General features: G+C 44.5%; 10 protein-coding genes and 1 pseudogene. 10 read left to right on the top strand and 1 reads right to left on the bottom strand.

The window, feature by feature from the left end:
• The first annotated feature begins 63 nt into the window (after positions 1–63).
• The 3 genes from HGO97_RS03860 to HGO97_RS03850 are packed head-to-tail and all read left to right on the top strand — an operon-like array spanning position 64 to position 3,612.
• The gene (locus HGO97_RS03860; protein WP_216239624.1) at positions 64–1,563 is read left to right on the top strand and encodes a sugar ABC transporter ATP-binding protein; all 1,500 of its coding nucleotides are present in this window, start codon (positions 64–66) and stop codon (positions 1,561–1,563) included.
• Positions 1,564–2,532, top strand: a complete 969-nt coding sequence (locus HGO97_RS03855) for an ABC transporter permease (protein ID WP_216239622.1) — start codon at positions 1,564–1,566, stop codon at positions 2,530–2,532.
• A gap of 15 nt (positions 2,533–2,547) precedes the next feature.
• On the top strand, positions 2,548–3,612 hold the full coding sequence (locus HGO97_RS03850; RefSeq protein ID WP_330654166.1) for an alcohol dehydrogenase catalytic domain-containing protein: 1,065 nt from the start codon (positions 2,548–2,550) through the stop codon (positions 3,610–3,612).
• A 95-nt stretch (positions 3,613–3,707) separates the two neighbouring features.
• On the opposite strand, the gene HGO97_RS03845 is transcribed toward HGO97_RS03850, so the two are convergent.
• Positions 3,708–4,547 carry a PocR ligand-binding domain-containing protein gene (locus HGO97_RS03845; RefSeq protein ID WP_216239617.1) on the bottom strand — a complete coding sequence of 280 codons (840 nt, stop codon included), beginning with the start codon at positions 4,545–4,547 and terminating at the stop codon, positions 3,708–3,710.
• Positions 4,548–4,780: 233 nt separating this feature from the next.
• Here HGO97_RS03845 and HGO97_RS03840 point away from each other — a divergent pair, with 233 nt between their 5' ends.
• From HGO97_RS03840 to HGO97_RS03815, 7 genes and pseudogenes are all read left to right on the top strand, one after another.
• On the top strand, positions 4,781–5,698 hold the full coding sequence (locus HGO97_RS03840) for a class II fructose-bisphosphate aldolase (protein WP_216239614.1): 918 nt from the start codon (positions 4,781–4,783) through the stop codon (positions 5,696–5,698).
• 50 nt (positions 5,699–5,748) lie between these two features.
• Positions 5,749–6,410: pseudogene (locus HGO97_RS24495) on the top strand (FGGY-family carbohydrate kinase); the annotation flags it as partial.
• Positions 6,411–6,563: 153 nt separating this feature from the next.
• On the top strand, positions 6,564–7,232 hold the full coding sequence (locus tag HGO97_RS24490; protein WP_408610841.1) for a xylulokinase: 669 nt from the start codon (positions 6,564–6,566) through the stop codon (positions 7,230–7,232).
• Positions 7,233–7,256: 24 nt separating this feature from the next.
• Positions 7,257–8,222 (top strand): aldose 1-epimerase family protein, encoded by a 966-nt coding sequence (locus HGO97_RS03830; RefSeq protein ID WP_216239612.1) that lies wholly within the window; start codon positions 7,257–7,259, stop codon positions 8,220–8,222.
• A 252-nt stretch (positions 8,223–8,474) separates the two neighbouring features.
• Complete coding sequence (locus HGO97_RS03825) at positions 8,475–10,463, top strand: MerR family transcriptional regulator (RefSeq protein ID WP_216239610.1); 1,989 nt, start codon at positions 8,475–8,477, stop codon at positions 10,461–10,463.
• A 9-nt stretch (positions 10,464–10,472) separates the two neighbouring features.
• Positions 10,473–11,150 carry an ABC transporter ATP-binding protein gene (locus HGO97_RS03820; RefSeq protein ID WP_216239608.1) on the top strand — a complete coding sequence of 226 codons (678 nt, stop codon included), beginning with the start codon at positions 10,473–10,475 and terminating at the stop codon, positions 11,148–11,150.
• Between the two features lie 13 nt (positions 11,151–11,163).
• The gene (locus tag HGO97_RS03815) at positions 11,164–13,023 is read left to right on the top strand and encodes an FtsX-like permease family protein (protein WP_216239606.1); all 1,860 of its coding nucleotides are present in this window, start codon (positions 11,164–11,166) and stop codon (positions 13,021–13,023) included.
• The last annotated feature ends 155 nt before the right edge of the window (positions 13,024–13,178 follow it).

Raw genomic sequence — 13,178 nt, 5'->3', positions numbered from 1 at the left:
AATGAGGGGGATGCTGTTAAAAACGGCATCCCCCGATATTAGAAAGTAGCCGGGAGGAATAAGATGGAAAATCAAGAATATCGGATTGAAATGCAGGATATTAAAAAAGCATTCTCCGGCGTCTATGCATTGAACGGTGCACAGCTAAGGGTGAAGCCAGGAGAGATCCATGCATTAATTGGGGAGAACGGCGCAGGAAAATCTACCCTGATGAAGGTACTTGCGGGTGCACTCCAAAGAGACGGCGGTATTGTGAAGATAGAGGGGCAGGAGGTTCATTTCTCGACTCCGAAGGAAGGAAAGCTGGCAGGAATAGCGACAATCTATCAGGAATTTATGCTGGCGCCGGAATTGACTGTTACGGAAAATATATTTATTGACAGATTAAATCAGGAAGGAAAGATCATCAAATGGAAACGTCTGACAAAGGAAGCAGAGCGTCTATTGTCTGAGATGGGATTTGATGAGATCAATCCGGGAACTAAGGTCTCCAATCTGAGCGTTGCCTATCAGCAGGTAGTAGAAATCTGTAAATCTATTTCCAGAAATGCAAAGGTACTGATTCTGGATGAACCAACGGCAGTTTTAACGGTAAAAGAAATTCAAAAGCTTTTTACATTGTTGAAAAAGTTAAAAGCAGACGGAGTCAGTATTATATATATTTCTCACCGTTTGGAAGAGATTTTTGAATTGTGCGATACAATCACAGTGATGAAGGATGGGGCATTTGTGGACTGCATTCCAGCAGGAAGCATTGACAAAGACGGCCTGATCCGAAAGATGGTCGGACGTGAATTGAATCAGATGTTTCCAAAACGGAACGCAGAAATTGGGGATACCATACTGGAAGTAGAGCATTTGACTGGATCTGAGCTTGTGCAGGATATCAGCTTTTCTGTAAAAGCGGGACAGGTGCTTGGATTTTATGGGCTCGTTGGAGCAGGAAGAACAGAGACAATGCGTGCCATTTTCGGCGCAGATAAATGGGAGTCTGGAAATATCCGGTTCTTGGGAAAATCGGTCCACTTTAAGTCACCGAAACAGGCAGTCAGGGCAAAACTGGGAATGCTGCCTGAAGACAGGAAGCGCCAGGGTGTTCTTCTGGAACAGAGCATTAAAATGAATACCTCGATCACTGCCATGGAAAAGGCACAAAAGAGCGGGATTTTTAATTCAAAAAAAGAAACGGATTTTGTGAAAGGGCTGTTGGCAAAGATCAATACTAAATATACATCAATCGAAAATCCGGCATCCAGCCTAAGCGGCGGAAATCAACAAAAGGTCGCTTTGGCGAAGTGGCTTGCGGCGGATTGTAAATGTATCATTTTTGACGAGCCTACAAGAGGCGTAGATGTAGGGGCAAAAACAGAAATTTACCATTGTATCAACCAACTAGCAAAGGCCGGGCTTGCTATCATCATGATCTCTTCCGAGATGCCCGAGCTCATGGGGATGTGCGATGATATCATCGTAATGCACCAGGGGAGAATACGCGGGACTTTGAGCCGTGATGAGTTTAGTGAAGATAATATTATTTTTGCGGCGATGGGAGGAGAAAAATAAATGGCACAAGAAAAAAGTAAATCAAACTTCAGTGTGAAAAATTTCATACTAAAAAATAATACATATCTGATCCTATTAGTATTATTTATCGTCTGTTCTGTTGTTTCCAGAGACTTTCTGACATTGAGCAATCTGGTGAACATCTGTCAGCAGTATGCAAGTACGGTCATTGTTTCCATCGGTATGCTGTTTGTGATACTGACAGGCGGAATCGATCTTTCTGTGGGATCAATTGTTGCGATCGGCAGTGTTCTTTCTGCTTATTCCCTAAATTCATGGGGATGGGGCGTAGTCCCGGCTTGTCTGATCAGTCTTCTTGTTGGAACCGCCTGCGGAACATTCACAGGGTTCTTAGTTGCCAGAACAGACATGGCACCCTTTGTGGCTTCCTTGGCAATGATGACCATGGCAAGAGGAATTGCCTATATGATCTCAAATGGTTCACCGATCATGACACCTGTCAATTCAATCAGCGTTCTGGGAACGGCTAAGATATTTTCATGGCTCACCTGGCTTGCAGTGATTGCAGTCATTATCGTAGTGGCTGCATGGTTCGTCACAAATTATCTATCTTTCGGCAGAATTACCATTGCGATAGGAAGTAATGAGGAGGCCGTACATCTTGCGGGAATCAATACAATGCCGATTAAAATGGCGACCTATGCAATTTCAGGATTTTGCTCGGCAATCGGAGGGATTATTGCATGTTCCAGGACCGGAATAGGCTCCCCAGCAGTCGGAAATGGACTGGAGCTGGATTGTATAGCAGCCTGTGTGATTGGAGGAGCGAGCTTAAGCGGTGGTGTAGGTTCACCTGTGAAGACGGTCGTTGGTGTTCTTGTACTGGCCCTGATCGGAAATATTATGAATCTGCTTGCGGTACCCTCTTATCCACAGGATGTCATCAAAGGGATTATCATCATATTTGCCGTATTGCTTCAGCGTGTGACAAATAAAACTACAAACTAAAAGGAGATGTTTATCATGAAAGAGACAATGAAAGCACTTAGAATGCATGCACCATATGATTTCCGATATGAAGATGTACCAGTACCGGAAATTGATGATGATGAAATATTAGTAAAAATAGAAGGCTGTGGAATCTGCGCAGGTGATGTAAAAACTTACCACGGCGGTGTGAGGGTCTGGGGAACCACACCGGAGAACCGTTATATTGAGGCACCTGTGATCGGCGGCCATGAGTTTGTGGGCCGGGTAGTAAAATATGGGAAGAACGTAACTGGAGTCAAAGAGGGAGACCGAATGGTATCGGAGCAGATGGTTCCCTGTGGAGAATGCAGATTCTGTAAAGCAGGTTATTATTCCATGTGCCATCGGCATTATATTTACGGCTTTAAAAAAGATGCGCAGGGCGGATTTGCAGAGTATATGAAATTCAGCAAAGAAGGAATCCATCACAAGATACCAGAAGGACTGACATTAGAGCAGGCTGTTTTGATCGAACCTCTTGCTTGTGCGATGCATGCAGTGGAGAGGGCGAAGATTCAGCACAATGATGTAGTCGTGATCAGCGGACTTGGCGCAATCGGACTGGGAATGGTCAGTGTAGCAAGGAAACAACAGCCCAGGCTGATCGTCGGTTTGGATCTTCGGCAGAAGAGATTGGACAAGGCTTTAAAATGTGGTGCAGATATCGTGCTGAATCCGATGGAAGTAAATATTGGAGAAGAAATCAGAAAGCTGACAGATGGTTATGGATGCGATGTATATATTGAAGCATCGGGCAGTGAAAAGAGTGTACTTCAGGGAATGGATGCAATCCGTTTCTGCGGCAGATATGTACAGTTCGGTGTTTTCCCAAAGGCGATCACAGTGGATTGGAATGATATCGGAGATGGAAAAGAAATTGAAATTTATGGGGCGCACCTGGGACCATATTGTTATGAGCCAGTCATGAAGAGCATATTAGACGGCTCTATTTATACAGAGGGGCTGATTTCACATACATTTAAGCTGGAGGACTGGGAAAAGGCATTTGAGGTGGCAGAAAAAGATCCAGATGCATTTAAGGTCATGTTAGTTCCGTAATCGTGAGCGTGAACAAAGACGAAAGGGAATAAGATCGGGCTGCTGTTAGGCTGTGCGAAAAGTAGTATAGGAAAAGGCAGCAGCCCTTTTGGACATTAATTTGCGGCTTGTGAGCGATATTGGTTAGCTGTCATACCGACCTCCTTTTTAAAGACCTGACAGAAATAATTGTAATTATTAAATCCTGTCTGTTCCACGATTTCCAAAATGGTCATATCTGTGTCAGCAAGGAGCTGTTTGGCCCGGTCGATTCGTTTTCGTTTAACATAGCGGCCAATACTCATATGTACGGTATCGTTGAGGGTATCATAGAGCTTTGTACGGCTCATGTAGAATTCCTGACAAAGCGCGGAGGCTGTGATCTTATCGTGCAGATGGTTATTGATATACTCATCCAGCTTCATGATAAAGCTTCCCCGGTTGAGACGCATGATTTCACGGTACATGATGTAACAGGTGCAGGCCTCCATAAGGTGGGCGATGGAGAGAATCTCTTTTTCGGTCCTGAGATCGATCTGTGATACTAATTCAGGAATATTTTGGATATCGATTCCATACTCCTGACATTTTTTCTGGATCGATTCTGTCAGACTGGTCTCGGCAGGTGAACGGATGATCTGTCCAAAAACAATATATCCAATGATGATATCATTATCCCATAGCGGTGCGGCAACCTCGGAGAGCCCCATATGACAGGTGTATATAATCACCTTTTTTTCCTTTTTGCATTGTTCGAACGCATTTTGGTTGCTCTGGGAACAGAAATGTCTGGTTTTCTCGTTGCTATGCATGATCGAACAAATGGGACTGTGCTCTTTTGGATAGGAGAGAATCTTGGAATAATTTCCGTCATAGATAGAGGAACGGATGTGCGTCACATTGTAGAAGTCTTTTATAATATTTTCCAATGATTCCAGTTCAAGATTAAGTGTCATAGTATTACCTCCATTTTTATGATATTGGCGCATTCTTATAATTTTTCAGTTAAATGAACCGTCTTAGTATGTGAAATAAGTATAATTACGTAAATAATTCGAATAATTTCGAAAATAAATAATAATTAAAAGAAAATAAATCATAAGTAAATGTTATAAAGTTATTATAACGGAATATTTATAGTATTGCAATTAAATGATTTCAATGAAAATTGGAAAAGGAGAGAGAAAAATTGCTAGTTACTTTAAAAGAGATTTTAAACCTGTGTGAAGCGAGTAAATGCGCTGTGGGCTCATTTAATACTCCAAACCTTGAAGCGATTATGGCAGTGATACAGGCGGCAGAGGAGATGGACGTGCCAGTTATTATCCAACATGCCCAGGGACATGAGGAGATCATGCCGCTCAAGATAATCGGGCCGATCATGATTGAGATGGCAAAGAAAGCAAAGGTACCGGTAGGAGTACATCTTGATCATGGAGAGAGTCTGAATTATATTTACAAGGCGCTCGATATGGGATTTACTTCTGTTATGTATGACGGTTCCACCTTACCATATGATATGAATGCAGCGAATACCCGGATGGTGGTCGCAATGGCATCCCGGACAGGGGCTTCCGTAGAGGCTGAGATAGGCAGTATGGGACGCAGGGAGACAGGCGCATCGGGAAGTGCAGGAATAGATCCTGAAAAAATCTATACGGATCCGGCAGAGGCACAAAGGTTTGTGGGGGAGACCGGGATCGATGCCCTCGCCTGTTCCTTTGGGACAACACATGGAGTCTATGTCAGTGAACCGAGACTGGATCTGAATGTTGTGGAGCAGGTGCGCAGAAGAGCGGATATCCCAGTTGTTATGCATGGAGGCTCTGGAGTGAAAAAGGAGGATTTTCAGGAAGCAATTCGAAAAGGTGTCCGAAAGGTGAACTATTATACGTATATGGCGATTGCGGGAGGAGAAACAGTAGCGGATCAGTTCCGCTTGGGCTGCATCCCTGTAGTTCACAAGGGGAAAGAGTATAAATACTGTTATTCTCTAGTAGAGAGCAGCCAGGATGTGCCGATCCTCTATCACGACATTGTACAATGGGGAACAGGCGCGATGAAGAAGAACTGCCTGGAGGCGATGAAAATCTTTGCAATGAAGTAAGTCTTTAAGCTTACATTACGAATCCATTCACCAGACGGAGGAAAAGGAAGATGAAAATAGCAGGATTAGATATAGGTACAACAGGCTGTAAGCTTACCGTATTTGATGAAAAGGGAAAATATTTGGATAAGGCGTATCGGGACTATCCGGTTACCAGAGGAAGCAGTGAACACGAAGTAGACGTGGAAGCAATCATGGAAGGTGTATATGCTGTTATTCAAAAAATGAGCGGCAAGTATCCAGACATAGCTGGAATTGGTGTGACCAGCTTTGGAGAAAGTTTTGTCATGACAGATGAAGAGGGAAGACCTCTACACAAGGCAATGCTGTATACAGACCCTAGAGGGGCGGCAGAGTGCAGGGGCTGGAAGAAAGACTAGGAGGAAAATTTATTGCTTCTATAACAGGACTTAAGCCTCATGAGATGTATAGTATTTCAAAAATGATGTGGATAAAAAGAAACCATCCAAAGATATATGAAAAGGCCAGACATATCTTTCTTATGGAAGATTACGTAATATTTTTACTGACTGGACAGGCAAAAATAGATTATTCCCTGGCGACCCGGACGATGGCTTTTGATATTACATTTTTAGAGTGGAGCAGGGAAATATTCAAGGCAGCAGATATAAATATGGAGTTGATGTCAGAAACAGTTCCCACAGGAACTGCAATTGGAACTGTTACGGAACATGCGGCTCGAAAAACAGGATTATCTGTACATACACAGATTGTTGCAATCAGTCATGACCAGGTAGCAGCTGCAGTCGGCGCAGGGGTATTTACTTCTGATAAGGCAGTAGATGGTGCGGGTACAGTTGAATGTATCACACCGGTCTTTGACGGCCTGCCAGATCTGGATGCGATGTATCGGGGAAATTATTCTGTGGTGCCTTATGTGATACCGGGAAAATACGTTTGTTATGCTTTTTCCTATACAGGTGGGGCCCTGATTCAATGGTGTATAGATACACTGGCAAAGAAAGAGAAGGAAATTGCGGATCAACAAGGAATATCGGTGAACCAATTGCTGGAGAATGAGTCTGAGAGTCCAACCGGTATGCTTGTGCTTCCCCATTTTGCAGGGGCAGCAACCCCATATATGGATACCGGGTCAAAAGGAGCTGTTCTGGGATTGACTACGGGAACTACAGTCAGTGAAATCTACCGGGCCTGTATGGAAGGGGTCGTATATGAAATGATGTTGAATATGGACTACCTGCAGGCTTGTGGTGTTCAGTTCGACATGCTCCATGCGACTGGCGGAGGTGCGCATTCCAAGGTCTGGATGCAGATGAAAGCGGACATGCTGAATGTACCGATTACTGCATTGGCGACGGTGGATGCAGGAACGGTAGGCAGCGCTATGCTGACAGGGATAGCTGTAGGATGCTTTCAGGACCTTACAGAGGCTGCCTCTCATATGGTAGACAAACGGGCGACATATACACCAAGGCCGGAAATGCATGAGAAATACCAGAGAGTCTATGAAAAATATAAGAAGCTTTATCAGGCGGTCAGACCGTTAGTATAATGCAAAGAAAAGGTGGGAGATTGTATGAATCCATATATTGGACATGATTCACAAATAGCAGGAATAGAAGAACACAGGCTTGTAGGCGGAAAAGGAGATGGAATGCGTCTTTTGGAGCTGAATAACGGAACAGGGATAGAGATGACGATTTCTCTGGACCGGGCGGCAGATATCTCCAGACTGCGTTTTCGGGGAATGAATATGTCCTACTTTTCCCCTTGTGGTTATGTGGCACCGGCGTATTTTGACAGGACAGAGTCGAACTGGCTGAAATCATTTACTGCTGGATTTCTGACGACCTGCGGACTTGAGGCAGTAGGAAGCCCATGCATCGATGAGGGGGAGGTGCTTCCTTTGCATGGTTCGATCGCAAATATGCCTGCGGATCAGGCTTATTGGTATCAAGAGGAAGATGCGCTTGTTGTGAATGCGGTCGTATATGACGAGGCTATTTTTGCACGGAAATTGAGACTGAACAGAGAGATAAAGCTGAGCCTGTCGGAAAATGAGTTTACGATTACCGATACAATAGAGAATCGGGGAGATGTAAGACAGCCTTTTGAAATCCTATATCATATGAATATGGGATATCCACTGTTGGATGAGGACAGTATCGTAGAGATACCTTCCACTCAAGTTACAGCAAGAGACGAACATGCCAGGGAAGATATAGAAAACTGTCTGAAAATGGAAGTCCCACAGGCAGGCTATGTGGAAAGATGCTACTACCATAAATTCGAAGGGCAGGGAATGGCCTCGATCTATCAGCCCAAACGAAAACAAGGGCTGAAGATCCAGTTCGATCCGAGAGCGCTGGACGGATTTGTGGAGTGGAAGATGATGGGAGTCAGGGATTATGTCCTGGGACTGGAATGCGGCAATTGTTATCCTGATGGAAGAGATGTCATGAGAAGAAGCGGGATGCTGAAATTTTTAGAGCCAGGAGAAAAGAAGCAGTATACAGTCCGGGTGACTATGCTGGAGGAATAGTAGGTCAGTGAAAAAAACAAGTATGGGTTTATCACCTATACTTGTTTTTGGTTTCCGGGGGTTGCGCACTTTACGCAAGAGGAAGAATTATTTTAAGGAAATGCTGGAATTTTTCCTAAAAAGCTTGACTGTATACCCACTGCACCCCTTAAGATAAGTACATAAAGTCAGTTAAAAGTGAAAACACGAATTCATTTTTACAGACAATTTTGAACATGCGGTACAAAATGAAATGTGTAAGGGGGTGGCCGTTTGAATACGAAACAGGTAGAGGAACTGACAGGAATCACCCGGCAGAATATTCGTTATTACGAGAGACAGGGGCTCTTAGAGCCGGCCAGAGAGACTGGGAATGCCTACCGGGATTATTCGAAGGAGGATGTGCGGCGGTTAAAGCTGATCAAGATGCTTCGGATGCTGGATATGCCGTTGAAGGAAATTGAGAGCGTTCTGAATGAGGAAGTGTCCTTAAAAGAAGCGGCGATACGTCAACAGGAGGCCTTGTTAAAACAGCAGAGGCAGCTGCAGGCGGCGATTGATGTGTGTGTGAGTATCCATAAGGAAAAAGCAGAGGTGATCGATGTAGACGATTATCTGGAAAAGATGGAAAATATGTCTCGAAACGGGGGCATGTTCGCCAAAATCATCGATGACTATAAGCAGGTGTCACAGGAGGAACAGCAGCGCCAGTTCTCTTTTTACACAGAGCAGGAGATTAACACGGCAGGAGCTTTTGAGGCAGAATTGAAAAAATATGCTGTGAAGAATGGAATGAAGTTCGAACTGGTGGAGGGTGGAATGTACCCTGTTTTTAAGCTGGATAAGGCTGTATACACAGCAGTCCGGGTATTGGAAGAAAATCAGGCAGTTCAGAGCGATTCAGAGGGATCGGGCCAGATGTCGGGAAAAACAAAGATCATCTGCAAGAGAGAATTAAGACCTGTTGCAGAGACAAAAATACCGGAAAGACGACGCAGATTTTTCAGCGGCATACATACAATTGTGGTGAATATAAAGCGGCACCGCGCAAAGAGTATACTGAATGTTTCAGTTAGTCTATTCATTGTTGTGGTAATGACTGTTTATATGGGAAATCTGAACAGTGCAAGGCAGCAGATCGAGAACCTGCCAAAGAATCTTCCCATAAAAGCAGAGATATGGAATGTGGCAGAAGACCAGAATTCGGGTCTGTTCATCCGGGAAGAGGTGCTTGACGCGGTCTATCAGTCGAACTATACGAAGGATATCAACGAAGGAGTAGAACTGATTGGTTTTCCAAATGGAAAAGAAAGTCAGGAAGAAAAGGAAGAAGAAAAATCGTATTCACAGGCATACGTACCTGGAGAAAGCTACTGGATCGAAGGCGTGAATACTACGGGATGTATCGATGGATTTAAGGAAAAAGAGATTGCTTGGTCAGAGGGATGGAACTGGGAGAAGTTTCAAAAGGAACAGGATGTCTGTATCGTGAATCAGGAGATTGCCAAACAACAGGATATGAAGCTGGGGGATATACTTTCTCTTTCACTACAACGGTATTACCAGGACATTTCAGGAGTATCTCTGTACAGTGAGAAACTGGAACCGATTCAGAGTGAAATCGTCGGAACAGCAGATTTTACAGGCCTGGACGCAGAAATAGCAAAACCGGATATCCTCATTCCTCTGGAGAATGCAAAGCAGATTTTTGAAAAAAATCAGAAACCGTATTTTGCATCATCCTTGTCTTTTCAGGTGAAGAATCCGATGAAACTCAATGCACTGAAAAAGGAAATGAAGGAGGCAGGGCTTCAATCTGTGGTTCAGGGGGCGGCACATTCCTATGCAGGTGCTGGACTGAAGATGGACGATGCGGTCTTTATCGAATCTGTGACAAGTCTGCAGAAAAGCCTGTCATTATTGGAAGGATTTCTGCCCTTTGTATTTCTGGTAGTCATGATGCTGGGCTATATTGTTCCCAATCTGCTGCTTTCAGGCAGGCGTGAGGAATATGCAATCATGCGTGCACTTGGAACGAGCAGAAGAGAAGGAAGCATTCTGTTTTTTATGGAGCATATCCTGTTGGCTGCAGCGGGTTCGGTAGTGGGAACGATGATAGGACTATTATTCCATACAGCAGATGCAGGCAGTGCCTTTTCCATATGGGGATTATTCCTCATCTGTTATGCACTGGGAGCGGCGGTATCCATGGGAATGTTCGGAAGATTCAGCGTAGCAGCTGTGTTGTCACACAGAGATTGAGAGGGAGATATGGAGAGAATTATCGTAGAAAATGTAAGCTATTCTTATCAGAACAAGTATCAGACAATCGAGGCAGTAAAGCAGGTGTCCTGTACCTTTGAGTCGGGGAAATTATATGCGGTCACCGGGGAATCCGGCAGTGGGAAAAGTACCTTTTTATCTCTTCTGGCAGGGCTTGACAGCCCCAAAGAGGGGCGAATCATTGTAGATGGAGAGGATATTGCACAAATAGACAGGGATGCATACAGACGGAAACAGGTATCCGTTGTCTATCAGGCATTCCATTTGTTCCCTCTGCTGACAGCATGGGAGAACGTGATGTATCCGCTGGAACTTAAGGGCATACCGCGCAAAGAGGCCAAAAAGAAGGCCGCAGAATGTTTGGAAGAGGTGGGGTTAAGCGAAAAAATCCTGAACCAGTATCCTAAGATGATGAGCGGCGGCGAACAGCAGAGAGTGGCAATCGCAAGAGCGATGGCAGCAGGCGGCAGAATCCTGCTGGCGGATGAGCCAACAGGGAACTTAGATACTGAGAATGAGGAGAACATCGTGGGACTTTTACTCAAATTGGCCCATGAGAAGGATTATGTGGTGATCGTGGTGACTCATAATCCTCTGATCGCGGAGATGGCAGATGTCCGTATGACAATGAAGGATGGAAAAATGACAGCAGCAGAAGAACAGTGAGGTGGTGTATGACATGACATTTTATTATAGTATGAAACAAATGTTTAGAAGCCCCTTGAAAAGCTTCCTGTTTTTCCTTCTGATCGGGGTGTCAGCATTTTTTCTGGCATTGGGCGGAAATCTTTTGTTCATGAGTAAGGCATCTCTGGAAGAGTTCGAGAAAAGCTTTACGACCATAGGAACTGTGGAGCAGACGAAAAAGGACCTCGGGATGATTAAATGGCAGAATCCATTTACGAAACAATATGAATATATCAAGGATTTTAAATATGGAGATAGGATCAGAGAGGATGTCTTGGATTTTGAAGGTGCAAATTATATCATAAAGCCAAGGCAGCGGCCCTATTTTGCGGCTTATGTGGAAGACATGTATCAAGGGTTGGGAGGCCGATTGGACATTCAGGTGGAGGCTACTCCTTTGGAGGCTCCAACGGGTCAGCCGACGAAAATGCAGATTACCAAGGTTTGGGAAGGCAGTGTGGAGGAAGGGGAAGTAATCTATATTACGGATCGGTCAAATCAGGATGAAGAACCACTTCCATTTGAAATGGGGAAGACCTATGTTATGCGTCTGACAGGCTGGGATATTTACCAGGAACCCGGAACAGAAGGGGATAATAATGAGGGGCAGATCAATGAATATTATATACAGAGTGGAATTACTTCCTCCCAATATACATTAGATGGAGAACCTGTGGATGATCCGATTACAGATGCACTGGATAAGGAATATGATGAGGTGGGCGATATCGCATTTACTGACGAGGTGACAGAGGGCTTCTATGATACAGAGAAGGGAAAACGCTGGATTGAGGCAGCAGGTCAGCAGGACCATATGAGCCGTCTGGTACTTGTACAGCCGACAGAGGGCACAGAGCTTTTGATGCCGTTCTATCGAGATGAGGTCGTGATCAAAGAAGGCCGGGATATTACAGAAGAGGAATACAAAAACAAGGAAAAGGTCTGCCTGATTCCTGATATGCTGGCAATACAGCTCAGAAAATCGGTGGGAGATCAGGTAAATCTTCCGCTCTATGCAGCGGATTATAAAGGCACCCCTGTGGACAGTCAATATGGACTGGGTTTTTCATTGCTCAATGCAGAAGGGAAGATGTATCCTGTGTTCAATGAGCAGGAATATAAAATTGTGGGAATCTATAAGGTCGTGGATGAAGGAGAAGGTTCCTATGGAATGGGGAAGAAGGTAGTCGTAATCCCTTGGGGCGCAGTACCTGAGAATTCCTGGAAAGATAACATTGGCAGTTTTGGGCGGATGTCTGGAGCAAATACTTCTTTCCAGATTCCAAATGGTACGATTCAGAAGTATCAGGAATTGTTAGAGAAACAGGGAATCAAAGATTTAAAAATTACACTTTACGATAAAGGATATACGCAGCTTAAGGATGGGATTGAGAACCGGAAATTAATGTCCTGGATCTTCCTGGTCAGCGGATGCGTGATGGCGGTCATGATTCTTTTGTTTTTCTCCAATGTATTTATCACGGGACAGCAGAAACGGATCGCTGTGGAACGGATTCTAGGAAGAACAAAGAAGCAGTGTGCCGGATCGATTCTGACAGGACTCCTTTTATTGGCAGCATTGGGAAGCATCGCGGGAAGTATTGCTGGATGGAAAGCCACTGGGGTTGCAGCAAAGAAGGCGGATACAGAGCTCGTATTTGATCTGTCATTCAGTAATGCGGCGACCGGCGGGGAGGAAAAAAAGGACGTGAAGTGGACGAAGCCAAGTGTGGAAGTGGCATTAGGAGCCGGGGGCGCCCTGATTGCAGCGGCAGTGTTGATTTCCTCCTGCTATATGGGGGCAAATCTAAAGAAAGAGCCGTTGGAGTTGTTGGGGAGGATTGAAGAATAAAAAGAGGATTTGAAAGGAAGGTCATAAAGCCCCTCTTTTTAGTTCCTAAGGCTTTCAGAGTTCCTACAGCTTATTTTGACATCTTTTTTGACATACAATTGTAAACAGAACTTCTCTTTGTTATAATAGGAATAAAATTCAAGCGTCTAAATGAT

The organism is Faecalicatena faecalis (assembly GCF_012524165.2).
Lineage (GTDB): Bacteria > Bacillota > Clostridia > Lachnospirales > Lachnospiraceae > Faecalicatena_A > Faecalicatena_A faecalis.
Note: the sequence above shows the minus strand (reverse complement) of the source record. Positions and strands in the feature narration are given on the sequence as shown.